Source organism: Xanthomonas sp. CFBP 8151, from assembly GCF_011761885.1.
In the GTDB taxonomy this organism is placed as follows: domain Bacteria; phylum Pseudomonadota; class Gammaproteobacteria; order Xanthomonadales; family Xanthomonadaceae; genus Xanthomonas; species Xanthomonas arboricola_B.
Map to the genome: position 1 here is coordinate 42953 of NZ_JAASQZ010000005.1, position 19355 is coordinate 62307.

Here is a 19355-nt window from a genome sequence, read left to right on the forward strand (position 1 = left end):
TGCGCGCTGTGCGGAGCGCGGTGAACCAGGGGACCGGATCTCGGATGGGTTGCGTGACCATGAGCCAAGGGCCATGCCGACGCACACAACATCAGCACTATCACGTTAATCGCCACTGCGCGGCCAGTCGGTTTTTTCCTGACCTGCGTGAACGAAACAGCGAGCTAAACGTAGCCCGAAGCGGGCTGTTTAAGTTTCCGACCCCGGCGTCGTTATCACGTTGCCGAGGCATTCACGCGAACATCGTGCGGCCTGCCAGCCGGTGCTACCCACTGGACATGAGGACGACCCGCATGAGTTCCTATTTGCAACGCTATAACGTCGGGCGCCGTCTCGGCCTCGCCTTCAGCATCCTGATTCTGCTGTCGAGCCTGCTGGTGGCGACCGGCCTGGTCACGCTGGCCAACGCAAGACAGCAATTGGATTTCATCGTGCTCGATCGCATGGCCAAGATCCAGATCGGCAACGGCATGCTGGATGCCAACTCATCTCTCCTCATCGCACTGGGCACCTATGCCATGGCCACCAGCGATGAACTCAACAACGAAGCGCTCACTACCATCAAGGCGCAGCGTCAGCGCTATAACGAGCTGCGTGCCAAGCTCGATACGTTATCCAGCTCCGAAGAAGGCCGCCAGATTCGCGCCGAGATGGACGAGCGACGCGCAATCTCAAGCAAGATCAACGAGCAGGTCATGGCACTCGCCGCTCAAAACGAGAATGCGCCGGCGCAGACCTTGCTCAGTGAAAAGGCGCGCCCGGCGACGATGGCATGGCAGGACAAGATCCGCGAACTGGTGGCGCGTCAGGAAGGTCAGAGCCAGCAAGCCTATGCCGATGCAGTGGCGTCGATGAATCGGGGCAAGCTGCTGATCATCTCCGGCGGCATTGCCGTGGTGGTGATCAGCAGCTTGCTTGCCTGGCTCATCACCCGCAGCCTGACCCAACCGCTCGCACGCGCGACCCGGGTGGCCGAGGCGATTGCCAACGGCCGGCTGGACAACGACGTGGAAAGTGATGCCAAGGATGAAACCGGCCGTCTGCTGCGCGCCATGCGCGGCATGCAGAGGCAGCTGCAATCCTTGCTCGACGCGCAGAGCGACATGGCCAGGCGCCATGATGATGGCCAGACCAGTTTCCGCATCGATGCTACGGCGTTTCCTGGCGACTATGCCCGCATGGCCGAGGACATCAATACGCTGGTGGCATCGCATCTGGCGGTGCAGACCAACCTGGCACGTATCATGGGGCGCTACGCCATCGGCGACCTCAGCGAGAGCATGGACCGCCTGCCCGGCGAGAAGGCCGTGCTCACGCAAACCATGGACGAGGTCAAGGCCAACCTGTCTGCAATGAACCGCGAGATCAAGCAACTGGCGCAATCCGCAGCCAATGGCGACTTCAGCGCACGCGGCGATGCCGAGCGTTTCCAGTACGATTTTCTTGTGATGGTCGATAGCCTCAACCAGCTCATGGCCACTGCCGACGGCAACCTGCAATCGTTGTCGTCGCTGCTGCAATCCATCGCCGCAGGCGATCTCACCGCGCGGATGACTGGCGAGTTCAAAGGCGTGTTCGCGCAGATGCGTGACGACGCCAACGCCACTGCCGCGCAGCTGGCAGAGATCGTCGGCCGCATCCAGCACTCGGCGGTATCGATCAATTCTGCAGCCAGCGAAATCGCTGCAGGCAATCAGGACCTGTCGCAGCGTACCGAGCAGCAGGCCGCCAATCTGGAAGAAACCGCCGCGTCGATGGAAGAGCTGACCTCCACCGTGCGCCAGAATGCCGAACACGCCCGTCAAGCCAATCAGTTGGCGATCGGTGCGGCGGGTGTGGCATCGCAAGGCGGCGAGATCGTGAGCAAGGTCGTGGGCACCATGGCCGGTATCGAAGCCTCGTCCAAGAAGATCGCCGACATCATCTCCGTCATCGACGGGATCTCGTTCCAGACCAACATCCTGGCCTTGAACGCGGCAGTGGAAGCGGCACGTGCCGGCGAACAAGGCCGCGGCTTTGCGGTGGTCGCGTCGGAAGTTCGCACTCTCGCCCAACGCTCCACCGCTGCGGCGAAGGAGATCAAGAGCCTGATCGACGATTCGGTCGAGCGGGTCGCCGAAGGCTCGACGCTGGTGCATACGGCGGGTTCCACGATGGCCGAGATCGTGGCCAGCGTGCAGCGCGTGACCGACATCATGGGCGAGATTTCTGCGGCATCGCAGGAACAGTCGGCCGGCATCGAACAGGTCAATACCACCGTGACGCAGATGGACGAAACCACGCAGCAAAACGCAGCGCTGGTGGAAGAAGCCACTGCCGCTGCACGCTCGATGGAAGAACAGGCCGTGCAGCTGACGCAGGCAGTGTCGGTGTTCAAGATCAGCGAGGGCAGCACGCACCCCACGCGTTCGGCAACGCCGGTTGCAGCAAGGCTCAGCCAGATTGCGGGCCGACCTGTCGCGGTCAAACGCCCGCTACCCCAGGCACCTGCAACGAACCGGGCGGTGGCCGCAGGCGCTTCGCACGATGCAGCCGACTGGCAGGAGTTCTGATCTCCCGCATCGCAAACGGCCCGGCTAGTCCGGGCCGTTTGCTTTTGAGAAGCGATGGACTCTGCAGTTGACCCGCGCGCCAAAGCGATCTGTCACTGGATGTGCGAGCGAACGTACTGCGTGCCTCTGACTGACTATCGGGCGCTGCATTGTCCGTCGACGCGCCTTGGCAGATTGCAGGCACCCTGCCCGCTAGCCCAGCTGCGCCCGCGCCGTATCCAGCTGCGCCCGCGCCGTATCCAGAGTGGTCATGATCTGGATCACTTCATCAAGTGGATGGAGCGGAGATTCCTTGCGCCCTTCCCCGATATAACGCGCGGCGGCTGTCGCTTGCCACGACAGGCCCGCGTAGCCGCTGATGCCGGTTGGATCCGTCCACACTGCGGGCGTGCCGGCATTGTCGTTGCCGACCAGGCTCAGCGCGGTCGGATTGTGGAATTCGCCAGCCAGATCGATGCGGCCCCGGCCGCCGGTGACATAGGCCAGGGAGCTGCTGCGGGCCACGATAGAACTGATCAGGGTGGATTGCGCGGTGCCGCCATGCGACAGCACCATGGTCGAAAACGCATCCACGCCGGTGTCGGTCAGCGCGCCGGTCGTCGCGATCGCGGTTGGCGCGCCCAGGATCATCGAGGAAAACTGCACCGTATACACGCCCAGATCGAGCAGCGCGCCACCGCCGAGCGCGGGATTGCGCTGGCGGTGCGCCGCATCGTCAGGGCCACGTTGACTCAGATCGGCAAATACATGGCGAAGCTCGCCCAGCACGCCATCGGCCAGCAGTCGCCGCAGCACCGAGGTATGCGGCAGGTAGCGGCTCCACATGGCCTCCATCAGGAACAGACCGCGCTGCCGCGCTTCCTGTACCAGCACGCGCGCGTCGTCGGCGCGCGTGGTCATGGGCTTTTCGATCAGCACATGTTTGCCCGCGCGCAGTGCCAGCAGGCCCTGCTGCAGATGTGCGCTGTGCGGTGTGGCGATATAGACGATATCGACATCGCGGTCCTCGACCAGCGCCTCGTAGCTGCCATAGGCGCGCTGCATCGCCCAAGTGCCTGCAAAGGCTTCGGCATGCGCACGCGTACGCGAAGCCACTGCGAACGGCTGTTGCCTGGTATGGCTGCGCAATGCGCTCACGAACGCGGAGGCGATCGATCCAGGCCCAAGTACACCCCATCGCAACGACGGCTCGCCGCGCCCCGGCAGAAACAGCTCGGGCTCGGGAAACACGGTTGGCGCCATGCGCTTGCCTCCTGGGTAGCATGTGCGCGCATCCTAGCAAAGCGGGAATGGCGTTCCTGATGATGCCAGCTTGCGCAGCCTATAGAACGGTTCGGGTGGATCGCGGCAGGCTCGGCGTGCAGCCCTTTCTACGGCGCAGCCGAAGACGCGCTTAGAGTACGCACGCAGAAGCTCCGGCGCATCGGCATGGCTGCGGAGGGCGACATGGGCCATCCGGCCGCGCCACGATCGGCACCCTGGTGTCCGCAATGCGCGTGCACTTCTGTCCGCTTTGCCCGCCTGACGCGTCACACGCCATGCACCGTGCGCTGCTTAGTTTGTTCCGATGAGCGCACGTATTTCATCGAACACCGTTGCCTTGGCATCGAACACGGCTTCAGTCCTGGGCGACGGACTCAAGCATTCGATTGCGGAAAGATGGCTCAGGACACACCCGACCCTGCCGCTCCCCGGGCGCGGTCACACAATAGAACGCTGGCAGACGCTTGCCGATATCGGCGCAGAAGATCTATGCGTGGCGAAGTTTCTGGAAGCACACTACGACGCGCAAGCCATCTGCGCCGATCTTGGCGTGGACATCATGACGCCGCCCCAGCGTTGGGCCGTGTGGGCGGCTGAGCCTCCCGGCTCCGACATGCGTTTTTCCGGGCAGGCGCTCGACGGCACCAAGGCATGGTGTTCCGGTGCCACGCAAGTGACGCATGCCCTGGTAACAACGCGTCATGCAGGCGCCAGTTGCCTGTTTGCCGTGGCCCTGGATCAACCCGGCATCAAGATCGACAGCAGTGCGTGGCAGGCGGTGGGCATGCAAGGCATCGAGACAGCCAATGTCCGCTTCTGCGGTACGCCGGCGCGGCAGATTGGTGCGGGTGATGCGTATCTGACCCGGCCTGGCTTCTGGCACGGAGGTGCTGGCATCGCCGCGTGCTGGTTCGGTGCAAGCGTTGCGGTCGCCGATGTGCTACGCGCCTCTGCACGCCTGAGCAAAGATCCGCATGCCGCGGCGCATCTGGGTGCCATCGATGCAGGTCTGGCATCTGCGGCTGCGTTGTTGCGTCAGCTGGCCTTGCGCATCGATGCACAGCCGGAGCAGGCGCATGTGCGTGGCGTACTGCAGGTGCGCAGCGTGGTCGAAGCGGTCGCACGCGACACGCTGGATCGGGTCGCCCGCGCCCTGGGACCGGGGCCTCTATGCGGCAACCGCGCACACGCGCAGCGATGTGCCGACTTGTCGGTGTTCATTCGGCAGCATCATGCAGAACGCGACCTGCAAGCGTTGGGCGAGTTATGCCAGCAGGAGGCGCTGTCTTGGAGGATCTAGCCGGACAGCCCATCCAGGGCATAGGGACGACGGAAGCCACTTGGCGCGCTGCACCGTGTCTTATGGAGTTGCCACGCGCCACGCTGTCGCAACTGCTGCAAGGCAGCCAGCGCCTGGTGGTAGTGGCCCCGCACCCGGACGATGAGGTGCTTGGATGTGGCGGTTTGATTGCCGCCGCGCGTGTCGCAGGTGTACCGGTGCTGATCATTGCGCTGACCGACGGGGAGCAGGCTTATCCGGACGAACCCGGCTGGTATCCACAGGTGCTGGGTCCGGCGCGGCGCCTGGAACTGGAAGCCGCCGCGCAGCAGTTGGGTGTATTGCCTGGTGCATTGACCCATCTCGCATTGGGCGATGGCGCGCTGGCGGCATGCGAAGCGCATATGGCACAGGCCCTCGGTGATCTGATCACTGCGCAGGACACGGTGCTGGTGACCTGGGAGCGCGATGGTCATCCGGATCACGAGGCGGCGGCGCGTGCGACCTCTGCCGCATGCAAGGCGCAGTCTGCGCGGTGCCTGCAATATCCGGTATGGGCGTGGCATTGGTCGCATCCGGACGATGGGGTGTTTGCCGATGGTACTGCCCTGCGCCTTGATCTATCGCCTGCGGTGCAGAGCGCCAAGCAACGCGCCATCACGTGCTTTTCGACGCAGTTGGGCGATTGCATGCCGGCTGTCGCAGAACCGATTCTGCCGCCGTCGGTGCTGGAGCGCTTCGCTCGGCCGTTTGAGGTATTCATCCGATGACCGCGCTGAACGTTGAGCATTTTGAGCAGATATATGCCGATGAAGATCCGTTCGGCTATCGCTCGCGCTGGTACGAGCAGCGCAAGCGCGACATCCTGCTCGGCGCCCTGCCCTACCCCAGATTTGCGCGCGGCTGGGAATTTGGATGTTCCAACGGCGAATTGACCGCGCAATTGGCGCTGCGTTGCGACATGCTGCTGGCGACGGATCTATCGCAGCAGGCGGTAGATTTGGCGAGCGCGCGCGTCCAGGCACTGCCTTCGGTCTCGCTGCAGCAGGCCGCACATCCGTTGGACTGGCCGCAAGGTCTGTTCGACCTGATCGTTTTCAGTGAGGTGGGCTATTACCTGGACGATCCGGATTTTAAAAAAACCGTCGCGCTGTTCGCCCGCTCGCTCACTGCCAGGGGCTGTCTTGTGGCTTGTCACTGGCGGCATGATTTCAGCGGCGCATTGCGCAGTGCCGAGCAGGTCCATGGCGCGCTGGACCAGGAACTGGTAATGGACACGCTGTGCTCCTATCAGGACGCGGACTTCGTGTTGCAGGCTTGGATGTCAGGGCCGTCGATTGCGCAACAGGAGCAGCTGCGATGATCGCGGTCACCATCCCGGCACATAACGAAGCGGATCTGATCGGCAAGTGCCTGCAATCCATTCTGGTGGCAGCCGCGCATCCACACCTGTTTGGGGAGCGCGTGGAAATCCATGTCGCACTCGATCGCTGCACCGACGGTACTGGCCCCATCGCACGCGCGCACGGCGCAAGAACCATCAACACCTCTGGGGGTGTTGGCATTGCACGTGCAGCGGCGGCATCGGCCGCCATCGCGCGTGGGGCGCGCTGGCTTGCCTTCACCGATGCGGACACCTGCGTGCCTCCGGATTGGCTGTCGGCACAGCTCGATTGCGCTGCGGATGTGTTCTGTGGCGTGGTGGAGGTGACCGATTGGCACGATTTCCGTCCCGAAACACGACAAGCCTTTCTTGCCAAGGAAATCCGTCGAGATGGGCACCCGCATGTGCATGGTGCCAATCTCGGCATGAGCGTGGCCGCGTATATGGCAGCCGGTGGCTTCTCTTCGCTGAAATGCAGCGAAGATGTGGTGCTGGTTTCGGCATTGGAGCGCGCCGGCATGCAGATTGCCCGCCTGGTGAAGCCGGTCGTTAATACCAGTGCCCGCCGCGTTGCGCGTGCGACCGGCGGATTCAGCGATCACCTGGCCCGCCTGGAAATGGCCGTGCTGGCAGGCGAGGCAGTACTGGGCAATCAGGTGTAGTTTAGCGCCCGGTGCGTCAGCGGGTGTTGTTCGGCAGCAAGCGGGAGCATCGATTGCCGGCATTTGGATGGGCTCGCCGTTGGAAACATCGCAGGTAACCCGATTCATTGCGTTGATCGACGATTCGATCACGGTGGGCTGTCTCGACACTGGACAGCTCGATTATGCATATGGTCGAGCTGCACATAATCCGCTGCAGCCGCACTCCTCCGATTCCATCGCTACCTGCAGATCCTCATCCGAATCGCTTCCACGTTGGAAAAACGATCAGTTCGCAACTTCCCCCACGTGCCGCAACCGGTTCGAGCCGGCCACTGCCGCTACCGAGGTTATGATGGAATCCACGATGTTTCGACACATTGGCCGGTATCGATTGACTGCACATACGGCTCCGGTGGACGGTGTCTTCGCCCCGGAGATTCTGGTGTCGCTCAATGATGGAATCACCCTGTATGGAAATAGGCGTGACATGCGATTCGACACGCAACTTGCGGCGCACCATTACGCCAGGCAATGGATGAGCAGATGCACCATCACCTCGACGGGCATCCTTGAGAGCGCATAAGCATCGCCGGCATGTTCAATTTAAGGCCCCGGACATCTCCGCTCCCGGAAAGCGCAGGTGAAGCAGGCGCGCTGACCAGTCACCGACTGTACCTCCATATATCCGCCGCCCTGGCTGACCGCCGCCATCTGCTTGCACCACGCCCAGCCCCGCGCTTTCCCGCCGATTTTGTCGTGAATCAGGCATCGGACAATTGACCGCAGCTTGCCGATGCAATGCCGCTACCATTGTCGTCAATGGAGAGGGTGACGTGGTGTTAGTTCGCAGTGCTTACATCGATCACGTATTTTTCGCGCAGGAAACGTAGTGTGATCAATGCATCCTCAGAAAATCTGCTTTATGCGCTCTACAAACGAAAAACTGATTCTTGTCGTCGAGGACGATGCTGACACTCTCGAGCTCGCCATGCTGTTGCTGACCGCAAGTGGATATGCAGTGGTGACCGCAATCGATGCACAAGGCGCGCTGGAACATATCGATAATTTTCCGGCGATCGCGCTCGTTTTCACGGACCTGCAGATGCCGGGCTTACTGGATGGCTACGGCCTGATTTCGTACCTGCGTGCGGACGGCAATAATCTGCCGGCAATCCTCACATCGGGTTTGGGGCATTCCCCGAATGGATTGCCGACCCGGACGACGTTTTTAAGCAAGCCCTACACCCGCCGCAGCCTTGTACAGAATATCGAGGCATTTGTCGGGCATTAGCGACACCGTGAGAGCGCAGCCGCACACCGGACGATGCCAGTGCACGTTTTGGTCGGAGTGACCGTAGCGCCCTGGATCGATTGATCAGAACACTCCAGGAAGAATCGCTAGGGGCGCCGTAAGACTGCTGCGCATCGCTACCGGGTATCAGCGTGCCGCACGCCGCCAGCCGGCATTGATCGCTTCCTGACTGGTGCAGAAGAACCGCTCGCCCTTGGCAGGTGAGATGCTGGTGCGCGTGTAATCGCGTTGCCCTGGCATGTGAAAGATCTTGCTGCCCTTGCTCGAAATATTGCCCTTGATGGCGCAATGCGCAGGCGCCTGCGTCTGCGTTGCCGCCCGAGCACGCTGTGCCGATTGCTTGCGTTTGCTGCGCCGGTAATCGGCGGGCATCTGAAAGGTGCCGGCCCAGAGGTTGTGCCGTTGCTGCTGCGCGTTGCGTTCGTCGGCGACGAATGCGGTGGCGTACTCGCGGTAGGCCACTGCCCAACCGGATTGCACCATCCAGCGGTTGACCGACTGCCCCTGCACGTAGCACTCGGCAACGATCCGTCCGTAGCGGTCGGTGTCCTTGGGTTGGCAGCGAACCGTCTTGTCGCGCAGGTAGCCATCCAGTGCTGCGGCGGAACGTCGGCCGCACGGCCACGCGCTACCCGCGTTGCTGGTGCATTGCTGCGCACTTTCGGGTGCATCGACGCCCCACAGGCGGATGCGTTTGTGCGCGACAGTGATGGTGTCGCCATCGGTCACGGTTGCGCGGCCGACCAGCTCTGCTGCGACAAGGGGTGAGGCGAACAGCGCGACGACAACAACCACCGAACATCTGAACAACATCAACAACAAGCCTCGGATGATCGGCAGAGCGTGGTCCGTCTGTTCTTGCCTTGGTGATAGCGTCTAGCCGATTGGCTCACCAGAGATCCATCGCACCGATGCCTGCGTCAGCCAGGGCAGACGCGGGGCCGGCACTGTATGCCAACGGGACGGCAATGCCTATCCCTTGCGGTGGTCCGCGAAGACGGTGTTGCGCTCGGTGTTCATCGACGCACAGTCACCACGGCTGCATTGGGGGCCGATCAATCGCGGTATTGATAGACGGCCAACTAAAGGCGCGTGCCTTGAAGACTGGCGCCTATGAAAACTTGGATTATTCCTGATGAGACCTACAGGCGGCCCCTGCCCCATTGCACACCGGCGCAAGTAACCCCCCACATACTGCCCGGTTCTTTGCAGAACCGGGCATGGAGGCAGGCTTACTGCGCAGCCGCTTGCGGCGCGACAGGCGCCGCATCCGGCGTCACTCGCCAGATCGTATTGGCCAGATCGTCCGCCACGATCAACGCGCCACGCGGGTCGAGCGTGACGCCGACCGGACGACCGCGGGTCAGGCCATCGTCGCCGTGGAAGCCGGCGACGAAGTCGATGGGGTCGCCCGCCGGGCGGCCATCGCGAAACGGCACGAACACCACCTTGTAGCCCACCGGCGGATCACGATTCCAGCTGCCGTGCTCACCGACGAACACGCCGTCGGCGAACCGCGTCCCCATCGCGGTGGACGAAAACGCGACACCGAGTGCGGCCACATGCGAGCCCAGCGCGTAATCCGGAACGATGGCCGAGGCGACCTTCTGCGGATCCTGCGGCATGACCCGCGTGTCCACATTCTTGCCCCAGTAGCTGTACGGCCAGCCGTAGAAGCCACCTTCGCGCACAGACGTGAGGTAATCGGGCACCAGGTTCGGGCCGATCTCGTCGCGCTCGTTCACCACCGCCCACAGGGCGCCATTGCCGGGCTGGATCGCCAATGCAGTGGGATTGCGCAGGCCGGTGGCGTAGCTCTTGTGGGCGCCGGTGGCCGGATCCACCTGCCAGACCTGCGCGCGGTCAACCTCGGCAATCATGCCGCGCTCGGTGATGTTGCTATTGGAGCCGATCGCAACATACAGATAACGCCCGTCGGCACTGGCGGTAAGAGCCTTGGTCCAGTGATGGTTGATCGCTGACGGCAAGTCGGTGACCTTGCTGGGCGCAGCACTGGCCTTGGTCTGCCCTTGCTGATAGTCAAATCGCACCAGTGCGTCCTGATTTGCCACGTACAAGGCGTTGCCGATCAGCGCCAAGCCATACGGTGCGTTGAGCTTGTCGGCAAAGACGGTCTTCAGCTCATACGTGCCGTCGCCATCGGCATCGCGCAGCAGCGTCAGACGGTTGCCACTTTTGACCGAGGTGTTGCCCTTGGCCTTGATCGCGCCGGCAATCACGTCCTTGGGTTTGAGGTTGGGCGCGCTGCCGCCGCGGCCTTCGGCAACCAGGATGTCGCCGTTGGGCAACACCAGCGTCTGGCGTGGAATGCCCAGACCGGTGGCGATCGCGGTGATCCGGTAACCCGCAGGCACAGTGGGCTTGCGCTCGCCCCACGCTGCCGGCTTGGCGATGGTCATGTCGGGCAACAGGCCCCGATCGGGCGCTGGCAGCTCGGGGCCGGCCCCGTGTTGTTTGAGCTCCGGTGCCTTGCCGCAGGAAGCGAGCGCGGCAGCGAGCACCGAAACCGACACGACAGTAAGGGCATGACGTTTCATCGGGCACCTCCCACACGCAGACTGGATAATCCCGACCATGTCGCAACCAGCGCGAATGCAGTCGCAATGGCTGAAAACACCAACGCTGCCGGCATGATCGCCCAGGCATCGCGGGCATGATGCAAGGCGTCGAAGAAGCCGACGATCCATGCCGCACCCAGTGCGATCACATAGATGACATTGCGGCTTCCGCGAGCGAAGCCGACGATCGCGCAAAGCAATGCAATGGTCGCCAACACCATCGCGCCGATCAACAACCACGCGGCAAAGTTGGCCCACTGGATCTGATGACTGCTCCAGTACGCGTAGTCGCTCAGCAAGGCACCGAGGAACAGCGGCCACACACCGCCGAGCACGGCTGCGTGGAACGGATGGATGGCCCAGGATCGGGCGGGCATGGCAGTCGGATTCATGGCGGACTCATTGGGCGCGTTGGTGAAACGTGCCCCGATGCTGCCAGCTGCCACGTGATGAGCGCGGTGATGCTGGGTCGTTTCCGCGCGATGGACTGGCCGGCAAGAGTCGGAACCCCACTCATCCTGCCGAGCGACCGCTGGACCGCCGCCATGGCCACAGCGAATGCCGCTCCAAGCAGGGCACAGAATAGGACCGCACCGGTGCGACTGCACGAGCTGCGTGGCCAGGATCAGCGTCGGCTCCCCGACCCGCCGGTGTCGTCAGCAGCACGCATCCTTGAGAGCTTGAGTTCCAATGCGCATCTGCAGTGACGAGCACCGGTCATAGGATCATGCAATCTGGATGGATGGAGCGGCGCTGCATCCGTCTCATGCTCGTTGCCTGTCTTCATGACAAGGAGACAGCGATGGGAAGCGCAGCCTCAATGCGTCCGACTCCGCATGGTATACGCGCAGCCGGGGCGTCATCAGCGCTGCAAAGCTTGGCGTCGGATGCGGTTGGGCGCAGCTGTCCTGCTCTCTGTTGTCCCTCCCCCGCAGCACATCCTTCCGAGGTCATGTCCATGACGACCTGGACTGGGTGAGCCGTGAACTGGCCACGATCAACGTGCTCGCCGTACTGGAAAGCGTGGAGGCGCAGCTGCAATCGCATTTGAAAGATCGGCTTGGACGTCGGTGTGACCGAGGCGCTGCTTCACGAACTGGCCCAGGTGCTGGACAAGCGCGTCGGTGCGGCCGCGGGCACACGCGCCAAGGGCGGCACCGGCCAAAGCCAGGGCCCAATAAGCCTGGACAAGGCTTGATGACCGCGGCGCATGCTGCCGGTGCGCATGCGGCTGCCGATGGCGGCACCAGGTCGAAACCGATTGGACCCCGCTAAAGCGGCGTCGGGCCAGCCGCCAGCGCAGACCGCACGCCGACCTGCTTGACGATCAACTGGCCGATGTACTGCTCGGCCAGCCTGGTGCCGATCTCCAGCGCGGTCTGCAGCGAGCCAAAGGTAGGCGCAGCCGGCAGCGGAACAGGATGACCACAGACGTGCAAGGTCTCAAGCACGATGCGCCGGTGCCCGAGCTGTCGAGCGACCACGCGGTATGGCAGGCCCCGGTCGGTGCCTTCCGTGGACATTCTGTCGGTGCAAGAAGTGCTCATCGGATTCGAGCATAGCTGTGATGCCCAAATTCGGTGGCAACGGAACTTGAACAATTTAGACAGGCGCTAGCGCTGCGACTGCAGCGCACCCCCGATGTCACGGATGCGACCTGACCAAGCCGCGCCGTGCCGAGATGGCACCGATGTTCCGCCCTGCGTGGCGCACGTCGCGCCACCGACGAGGCAGGCATCAGCGATCTGCTGTAGGAGCACACCGCATTTTTGAATGTCGCTTGTGCTCAATACCCACAGCAAGCCAAGCACGGACGGATCGATCGTATCGCTTCAGTTGAACACGGAAGTGGCGCCATCCGGACAAACGCAATTGCACGACTCATTTTGTTCCCCCTGTATGGCCCTGCAGAAACTCACGTATACACGCACGCGTTTTGAGAAAGCAGCAGGGCCATTGCTGTCGCGTTGGTTCAAAACGGCTCGGACCGCGGCAAACGACATCGGATACGGATGAGCACGTTTAATACCTTTACCATTGAAACCAGTGCCACCTGTCGACGCGCGTCACTGATTACGGTATTCGTCTGCAGCCGGGCCGCCAGTCCAGTTTATTGTCGTGCTCGATGGTGGCGCGGGGTTTTCATCGGAATGGGCCGGTTTATTCGAAAAGGCGGCACCGCAAAATGATCGTCACCTGTCGACGACCTCGGTTTGTTTCTAGTAGCCGTGCAGTGTGTGATCTTCAACACGGAATATGACGACATGACGCTTGCTTTGGATACCAAACGGCAGGAACAGCACTCCGACTGGTCGGGGGTGCCGATCGACCTGGGTGGCATGGAGCCGCTCGATCAGATCGCGCGTCTGCTGTGCCATGCACTGGTTGCGCCTGCGGCCGCATTGACCATCATCGAGGGCGGTCGCGTGCGCGTGCTGGCAGCGCGTGGCATCAGCGCCGCCCATGTCCAGCAGGCCATCGAATTGTGCCTGCATGTTTCTGCTGCGCCCAATGGCGTGACAGAGCTGATTGAACCTGCCGCCCTTGCCCCAATCCAGCTGGGCGACGCCGCCTTCCCGGGCTTGCCGGCGCGTTTCATTGCCTGCGTTCCTGTAGGCGCACCGCAGACCGGTGTATCCGGCACCCTGTGCGTGATCGATACGCGTGAGCGGCGCCTGGCCAGCCAGGAACACCAGCAGCTGCTGATGTTCGCCAATGTGGCTGCGGCGCAGCTGGAACTGCAATTCGGCGCCGGGCGGCGCGAACCGCATAGCGGCTTGCTCAATGCACGCCAGCTGCAATCGGACCTGGATGCCCTCGCCTTCGGCAGCCATTGCGTACCGACCATTGCTGCCTTCATCGAGGTCTACGACACCCAGGCGGCGAATGAGGCGCGTCAGGCGCTGGGCATGCAGCCGCTGGAAGAACTGGTGCGCCACGCCAGCTATGTGCTGACCCGCGCGCTGCGCGGCAAGGCCACCGTCTATCACGTGGCGCCAATGCGCTTTGCGTTTTTCCTATTGAATTCCGCGCCCGACGAGATGGAGGACTTGCTGCTCGACCTGCGTGACATGTTGCATGCGCCGATGGATGCGGCCGGCATCCCCATGGCGTTGACCTTTCATGCCGGAGTCGTCCGCTTTGCACCACAGCAGCCGGACACCAACGATGTCATGCGCAAGGGACTGGTGGCGCTGGGCGATGCGATCAGCAATCACGCCATCGTGTGCTGGTACAGCGCATCTCATGACGACGCGATCCAACGTTCGTATCGATTGGCGCTGGATGCCGAAAAGGCCCTGGACGCGGGCGATTTCCGTTTGGTTTTCCAGCCCCGGATCAATCTTGAAGACTTGTCGGTGACCGGATTCGAGGCGCTGTTGCGCTGGCGTCATGCCAGCCTCGGCCCGATCGGTCCGGATGAATTCATCCCGCTGTTCGAAAAGACCGCCTTGATGTGCACCGTCACCAACTGGGTGATCGAAAACGCGTTGGTGCAATTGGCCGGGTGGCGTGCGCAGGGGCTGGACTTCTCCATGTCGATCAATCTGTCTTCGCGCGATTTCGGCAACCGCAATCTCGCCGCAGACGTCATCCATCGCTGCAAGGAACTGGCCATTCCCACTTGCCGGATCGAGCTGGAAATCACCGAGGGCCGCTGGCTGCGCAGCAATGTGGAGGCAGTGCCACGGCTGCGCACCCTGCGCGAGGCCGGAATCAGTGTGGCCATCGACGACTTCGGGACTGGCTACAGCAACTTCGGTTACCTCACCGAGTTGCCGGTCAACGTCCTCAAGCTCGATCGCTCGCTGGTGACCGGCATCGCCACCAAGGCCGGTATGCAAATGCGCGCCGAGGCCGTGGTACGCCTGGCCAGTGCGCTGGGCTATCGCACCGTGGCAGAGGGCATCGAACACGCCGACGAAATCGCGCTGCTGCGCAGTTGGGGATGCGATGAAGCGCAGGGCTATCTGCTGGCACGGCCGATGGAGGCGGAACTGGTCGCGGCATATGTGGCACACGCCGCAGCCGAGCGACGCTTGCCATGATGCGATCTGTCTGAAGCACGATACGCGTGTGCATTGCTCTTGACCGATTCGCGCGGCACCGCCCTCGCCTGCTGCAGTGATACACATGGCAACGCAGCGCCCACGCTGTGTTGCCATGCGGCGGCTAGCTCAGATCGTGCAAGTCCTTGCCCAGTGGCGGACCTAACGTCCAGTCGGAGAAACGCACCTTGAGCCCGGCACGCTCCGGCGTGCAACACATCGGCCCCACCTGATATGCGTCGGCGACAGGAAACGGGCAAAGCCTCACCAGTGGCCAGGTATGGCCATCGGCCGACACCTGCAGACGCAGAACGCCGTCGGCAACGGTGGCGCGTATCCAAAAGTCCTTGGGGTCGGCCTCATAGGGGCCTGTCGCCCAATCCGAGACCGGGTTGGTCAATACGCTGCTGAGCATGGCACGGCCATCGCTTAGCTCGATGCCCGCCTTGACCCAATGCTGCTCGTCCACGCGCACCATGATGCCGGCCTGATCGTAGAGCGACTCGTATTGCGCACGCACCCGCAACTGCGCGGTGAACCGCGCTGCGGCGGCAACACCGAGAAAATGCCCGCTATCGCGCGTAAATCCGTAATGCGTCTTGCGCCAGAAATCGGTGGCCTTGTCAGTGACCACGTCCAGCATGCCACCGTTGATTGCGACGGTCCGCGGCCGATTGAGCCAGCTGCCATCCTGCCACTGGGTGTCCTGTGCCATCGTGTTCTCCGTGTTGGATTGTCTGGCAAGTACACCGCCGCTGACAGCCATTCCCATTGCGCCGCCCAGCAGGCGTCTGCGTGCACCGTCTATCGCATCGTGGGTCATTCAGTGTCGTCCATGCATTTGAAGAACTGCATAGTCTAGCCGCGCACTGGGTCAATACACGCTGGTTTGGGAGGTGCTGCAGGTGGCTGGCGGCGCTGTGGCGCCAGCTTCGATGCTCGCGTCAGCCCATGCTGTCAGCGGTGTGCGAGCGCGTAGTCCAGCGCCGCGCAGATGGCCGCCACCTGCGCGGCATTGCACTGGGCCGGCGTGGCGCGCGGGCTGTCCGGATACACCTCGGTGGTGGTGCGATAGCGGGCGTCGGTGACGCCCGCGCACAGACCCAGACGCCGCACCGGGTAATTGATGACCCCATGAGCGACCACCGCTGCGCCGATGATCTGGCCGTTCGCGTCGGCAGGTGCGATATGGGTGACCTCGGCGACGGCGGCGATGATTGCCTGCTGAAATTGCGGTTGCGGATCTTCGCTATCGCCCACCAGGTAGAAACCGTCTGGAATGCTGCCCGGCACGAAATCGACGCCGTCGCGTGCGGCCAGGGCCGGACGAAATTCGGTCTCGTCGCTGTCGGTGGTTTCATGCAGATCGATGTGCACCAGCATCTGGCCGGCCACTGTGGCAACCAGTTGCATCAAGGCCGCCGACTCGGCGGCCGGGCTGTCCGGCCGAAACGCACGATTGGGGTCGATGGCATCGGCATTCCAGCGTTGGACTCGCTCGTAGCCCCAGGGATTGATGCACGGCGCCACCAGCAGATTGAGCTTGCCTGCGTAGGCCGCGGCGCATTGCTGCAGGAACTGCAGCGCACCCTGCACGCCGCTGGTTTCATAGCCATGCACGCCACCGGTCACCAGCGCGCAGGGCAATGCGGCGTCCCACTCGGCACTGCGCAGTGCGATCAACGGATACTGCTCGGACGTCGCCTGGATCGTTCCGTAATACACGCGCTGGTAGCTGGCATCCAGCGCATCGATCACCTGCACCACATCGATGGCATGACTGCGCTGACCCACCTGGCGCGCTCGCCATACGGCGCGCGCTGCCTCGCCCCAGGGTTGTCGTGGGGTGCCGATCGGATACGCCATGCGTTCTGTCATTACGGGTGCCGTCCGTTGAAAGATGGCCAGGGTAAGCGCTAGGCGCTGGGAGGTCCATTCGGCGGCAGACGCAATGACAGCAACCGCCTGCAAGGTCGAGTTCGGTGACGGCTTGCGATCAGACTTCAGTGTCCCAAAGCCTCTGTCGACCACGAGTCCGCTACCGCCCTGCAGATAACTTGCCACGACTGCTGCCTCTGTCGGGGCTGCGATGTTCGCCGCTGCGGTTTTAGCGCTGCGCGGTCGAAGGGGTCGAAGCGAGCGAGCTGCCATGCACCGGTCCCCGGAAACAGCTCACTGAACATTCATGGATGCAGACCAGGCCGACGGCTCTGGACGTCCTGCAATGGATGCAAATACTGCACTCGTTTTGCGCAGGCGCATCAAGCAATCGCGAAAGATCTCACTGCAATCGATGGCGGGTACGCGACAACAAGTGAAAAAACTTCCTGCGCCTTCGTGATGCAATACATATCAAATGTCTTCGTCAGGTCTCAAACAACCTAAGCAAAACGTGATTGCATCGAAAACAGCGGGGAGCTGCAATCGATTGTTCCAGCGGTACTGTCAGCGCCGCGGACAGTTCCGCAGAAACGAAGCAGGCCCTGCACATAGCGTGCAGGGCCTGCAGCCCGCTGCAGCAAGAACGGCGTGCAGGATGCGCGCCGCACTCTTGCTCAGACGGCTTCTTCCTGAGGCTTGGCCTGCTTGGAACGCCCACCCTTGCTGCCGATCCGCGACATGTGATCGCGATCGCGACTCACGGCCTGGCCACCTTTGCGGCCGGCTTCACGTGCTTCGTCGCTGGTAAATTCGTGCGCGTTGCCGCTGGCATGCGCTGCCTTGCCGCCGCTGCTCGCCAACACACGTCGCTTTTCGGGATCCAATGCGGCAAAACCGCGCCGGCTACGAGTACTGCTTTGTCCGTCTTCCACTGTGCCTCCTCTCGATGCGTCGATCACGCCACTGGTAGTGGGGGCAAAGCAACTATCGTGCCAACCCGAGAGCCATGCAAGCCGGTGCCAAGCCGCACAATGCAGGAAAAAACAGCTGCGCTCGCTGTGCAAATCTTGCACTCCGGCCATGCGCTGGCTGATGTTGCGCTAGCGACACATGGATAGCGCTACCAACGCGTCCGCACGAATGGCCTGCTTGGTGCGGACGCGGCGGCGACAACCAGGCGCAGCATCGTCGGATCGATCGATGTCCCAGCTCGCCCGGTGCGCCAGCGAACTGGAACCAGGAGCAAGGCTGGGAGACGTCAGACCGGCACCGCCGTAGCGACGCGCCCCGCAGCAAGCAATGCGGCCACATGCCGCCCGATGCTCAGGCAGCAGGTCAAGCCTGGCGACTCGATCCCGAACAGATTCACCAGACCGGCGATGCCGTGCATGGACGGACCGTCAATACGGAAATCGGCCGCCACCTCGCCCGGCCCGTTGATCTTCGGGCGCACACCGCAGTAGCCGGGCCGCAACGCACCGTCCGGCAAGCCAGGCCAGTAGCGCCGGATCGCTGCGGCAAAACGCGCGGCATGCGCTGGCTCGCAGTGATAGTCGGGCTGCGCGACCCACTCCACGTCGGGGCCGAAGCGCGCACGCCCATCCAGATCCAGCGTGAGATGCACACCCAGGCCGCCAGGTTCGGGCATGGGGTAGATCAACTGCTGGAACGGCGAACGTCCCGCCAGGGTGAAGTAGCTGCCCTTGGCGAAATAGCCGCGAACCTGTGCATGCGCTGGCAGGCCATCGATCCGCGCGGCCAGTGGCGGCGCGCCGTGACCGGCGGCGTTCACCAGCCAGGCGCAGGTCAGCCTCTCAGGTGGCTGACCCGCGACGGTCACGCGCAGACCATGCACAAGCGGCTCGATCTGCGCGACTGTGGCACGCAGCGCCACGGTAGCGCCATGCGCCTCGGCATCGCCTTGCAACGCCAGCATCAACGCGTGGCTGTCGATGATGCCGGTGGTGGTGGACTCCAGCGCCGCGACGCAGCGCAAGGCCGGTTCGCGTGCGTGCACATGTGCCGTGTCGAGCGGCAGCAAGCCGTGCGCGCCGCTGGCGATGGCACTGCGGTACAACTGCTCAAGCTGGCCGCGCTGCGCCTGGTCGCAGGCGATGATCAATTTGCCACAGCGCCGATGCGGCACGTGGCGTTGTTCGCAATAGGCATACAGCAGCGGATTGCCGCTTAGGCACAGCTGCGCTTTCAACGAACCGGCCGGATAGTAGAGCCCGGCATGAATCACCTCGCTGTTGCGTGCGCTGGTGCCGGTGCCAACGGCGTCTTCGGATTCCAGCACCAGCACCTCGTGCCCTCGCATCGCCAGCTCGCGCGCAACTGCCAGCCCCACTACTCCAGCGCCTATCACGATGCATTCGACGTCTTGCATGCCCGCTCTCACACGATGGTCGA

At 62.9% G+C, this 19355-nt stretch carries 17 protein-coding genes; 8 read left to right on the forward strand and 9 right to left on the reverse strand.

The features are described from left to right. Positions 1-293 precede the first annotated feature (293 nt). Positions 294-2552 carry a methyl-accepting chemotaxis protein gene (locus FHT08_RS18660; RefSeq protein ID WP_166776306.1) on the forward strand — a complete coding sequence of 753 codons (2259 nt, stop codon included), beginning with the start codon at positions 294-296 and terminating at the stop codon, positions 2550-2552. Positions 2553-2744: 192 nt separating this feature from the next. Here the strand turns inward: FHT08_RS18660 and FHT08_RS18665 are convergent, their stop codons facing one another. Continuing rightward, entirely contained in the window at positions 2745-3794 is a 1050-nt protein-coding gene (locus FHT08_RS18665) for a Gfo/Idh/MocA family oxidoreductase (protein ID WP_166776308.1), read from the reverse strand. A gap of 325 nt (positions 3795-4119) precedes the next feature. On the opposite strand from FHT08_RS18665, the gene FHT08_RS18670 reads away from it, so the two are divergent. The 5 genes from FHT08_RS18670 (at position 4120) to FHT08_RS18690 (ending at position 8413) form a co-directional block, all read left to right on the forward strand. Next, the gene (locus tag FHT08_RS18670) at positions 4120-5115 is read left to right on the forward strand and encodes an acyl-CoA dehydrogenase (RefSeq protein ID WP_166776310.1); all 996 of its coding nucleotides are present in this window, start codon (positions 4120-4122) and stop codon (positions 5113-5115) included. Continuing rightward, the gene (locus FHT08_RS18675; RefSeq protein ID WP_208409140.1) at positions 5103-5864 is read left to right on the forward strand and encodes a PIG-L deacetylase family protein; all 762 of its coding nucleotides are present in this window, start codon (positions 5103-5105) and stop codon (positions 5862-5864) included. The genes FHT08_RS18670 and FHT08_RS18675 overlap by 13 nt, the downstream gene beginning before the upstream one ends. Continuing rightward, on the forward strand, positions 5861-6457 hold the full coding sequence (locus FHT08_RS18680; RefSeq protein ID WP_166776312.1) for a class I SAM-dependent methyltransferase: 597 nt from the start codon (positions 5861-5863) through the stop codon (positions 6455-6457). Before FHT08_RS18675 ends, FHT08_RS18680 begins: the two co-directional genes overlap by 4 nt. After that, positions 6454-7140, forward strand: coding sequence for a glycosyltransferase family 2 protein (locus FHT08_RS18685; protein WP_166776314.1), 687 nt, complete (start codon positions 6454-6456; stop codon positions 7138-7140). The genes FHT08_RS18680 and FHT08_RS18685 overlap by 4 nt, the downstream gene beginning before the upstream one ends. Before the next feature lie 904 nt (positions 7141-8044). Beyond that, positions 8045-8413 (forward strand): response regulator, encoded by a 369-nt coding sequence (locus FHT08_RS18690; protein ID WP_166776316.1) that lies wholly within the window; start codon positions 8045-8047, stop codon positions 8411-8413. 147 nt (positions 8414-8560) lie between these two features. On the opposite strand, the gene FHT08_RS18695 is transcribed toward FHT08_RS18690, so the two are convergent. The 3 genes from FHT08_RS18695 to FHT08_RS18705 form a co-directional block, all read right to left on the reverse strand. Further along, positions 8561-9247, reverse strand: coding sequence for a thermonuclease family protein (locus tag FHT08_RS18695; protein WP_166776318.1), 687 nt, complete (start codon positions 9245-9247; stop codon positions 8561-8563). A gap of 419 nt (positions 9248-9666) precedes the next feature. Beyond that, entirely contained in the window at positions 9667-10992 is a 1326-nt protein-coding gene (locus FHT08_RS18700; RefSeq protein ID WP_166776321.1) for a sorbosone dehydrogenase family protein, read from the reverse strand. Further along, a complete protein-coding gene (locus FHT08_RS18705) occupies positions 10989-11405 on the reverse strand; it encodes a hypothetical protein (RefSeq protein WP_104537898.1) in 417 nt (138 codons plus the stop codon). Before FHT08_RS18705 ends, FHT08_RS18700 begins: the two co-directional genes overlap by 4 nt. A gap of 680 nt (positions 11406-12085) precedes the next feature. Between FHT08_RS18705 and FHT08_RS20160 the strand changes: the two genes are divergently transcribed. Further along, positions 12086-12211 carry a hypothetical protein gene (locus tag FHT08_RS20160; protein ID WP_276568212.1) on the forward strand — a complete coding sequence of 42 codons (126 nt, stop codon included), beginning with the start codon at positions 12086-12088 and terminating at the stop codon, positions 12209-12211. 73 nt (positions 12212-12284) lie between these two features. Here FHT08_RS20160 and FHT08_RS18715 read toward each other — a convergent pair whose 3' ends face one another. Continuing rightward, positions 12285-12560 (reverse strand): hypothetical protein, encoded by a 276-nt coding sequence (locus FHT08_RS18715; RefSeq protein WP_166776323.1) that lies wholly within the window; start codon positions 12558-12560, stop codon positions 12285-12287. 690 nt (positions 12561-13250) lie between these two features. Here FHT08_RS18715 and FHT08_RS18720 point away from each other — a divergent pair. Then, positions 13251-15062, forward strand: coding sequence for an EAL domain-containing protein (locus FHT08_RS18720; protein WP_166776325.1), 1812 nt, complete (start codon positions 13251-13253; stop codon positions 15060-15062). A 124-nt stretch (positions 15063-15186) separates the two neighbouring features. On the opposite strand, the gene FHT08_RS18725 is transcribed toward FHT08_RS18720, so the two are convergent. The 4 genes from FHT08_RS18725 to FHT08_RS18740 all read right to left on the reverse strand — a co-directional run bounded on the left by FHT08_RS18725 (position 15187) and on the right by FHT08_RS18740 (position 19332). Further along, positions 15187-15885: a DUF1349 domain-containing protein gene (locus tag FHT08_RS18725; protein ID WP_166776327.1), complete on the reverse strand. Its 699-nt coding sequence runs from the start codon at positions 15883-15885 to the stop codon at positions 15187-15189. Between the two features lie 134 nt (positions 15886-16019). Continuing rightward, on the reverse strand, positions 16020-16940 hold the full coding sequence (locus tag FHT08_RS18730; RefSeq protein ID WP_166776329.1) for a M14 family metallocarboxypeptidase: 921 nt from the start codon (positions 16938-16940) through the stop codon (positions 16020-16022). 677 nt (positions 16941-17617) lie between these two features. Then, positions 17618-17875: a KGG domain-containing protein gene (locus tag FHT08_RS18735; protein ID WP_024940389.1), complete on the reverse strand. Its 258-nt coding sequence runs from the start codon at positions 17873-17875 to the stop codon at positions 17618-17620. 326 nt (positions 17876-18201) lie between these two features. Continuing rightward, positions 18202-19332: an NAD(P)/FAD-dependent oxidoreductase gene (locus FHT08_RS18740; RefSeq protein WP_166776331.1), complete on the reverse strand. Its 1131-nt coding sequence runs from the start codon at positions 19330-19332 to the stop codon at positions 18202-18204. Positions 19333-19355 lie beyond the last annotated feature (23 nt).

Coding starts and splice junctions, on each gene's coding strand:
- FHT08_RS18660 (WP_166776306.1), top strand. CDS start 294: ATGAGTTCCTATTTGCAACGCTATAACGTCGGGCGCCGTCTCGGCCTC.
- FHT08_RS18665 (WP_166776308.1), bottom strand. CDS start 3,794: ATGGCGCCAACCGTGTTTCCCGAGCCCGAGCTGTTTCTGCCGGGGCGC.
- FHT08_RS18670 (WP_166776310.1), top strand. CDS start 4,120: ATGAGCGCACGTATTTCATCGAACACCGTTGCCTTGGCATCGAACACG.
- FHT08_RS18680 (WP_166776312.1), top strand. CDS start 5,861: ATGACCGCGCTGAACGTTGAGCATTTTGAGCAGATATATGCCGATGAA.
- FHT08_RS18685 (WP_166776314.1), top strand. CDS start 6,454: ATGATCGCGGTCACCATCCCGGCACATAACGAAGCGGATCTGATCGGC.
- FHT08_RS18690 (WP_166776316.1), top strand. CDS start 8,045: ATGCGCTCTACAAACGAAAAACTGATTCTTGTCGTCGAGGACGATGCT.
- FHT08_RS18695 (WP_166776318.1), bottom strand. CDS start 9,247: ATGTTGTTCAGATGTTCGGTGGTTGTTGTCGTCGCGCTGTTCGCCTCA.
- FHT08_RS18700 (WP_166776321.1), bottom strand. CDS start 10,992: ATGAAACGTCATGCCCTTACTGTCGTGTCGGTTTCGGTGCTCGCTGCC.
- FHT08_RS18705 (WP_104537898.1), bottom strand. CDS start 11,405: ATGAATCCGACTGCCATGCCCGCCCGATCCTGGGCCATCCATCCGTTC.
- FHT08_RS18715 (WP_166776323.1), bottom strand. CDS start 12,560: ATGAGCACTTCTTGCACCGACAGAATGTCCACGGAAGGCACCGACCGG.
- FHT08_RS18725 (WP_166776327.1), bottom strand. CDS start 15,885: ATGACCCACGATGCGATAGACGGTGCACGCAGACGCCTGCTGGGCGGC.
- FHT08_RS18730 (WP_166776329.1), bottom strand. CDS start 16,940: ATGACAGAACGCATGGCGTATCCGATCGGCACCCCACGACAACCCTGG.
- FHT08_RS18740 (WP_166776331.1), bottom strand. CDS start 19,332: ATGCAAGACGTCGAATGCATCGTGATAGGCGCTGGAGTAGTGGGGCTG.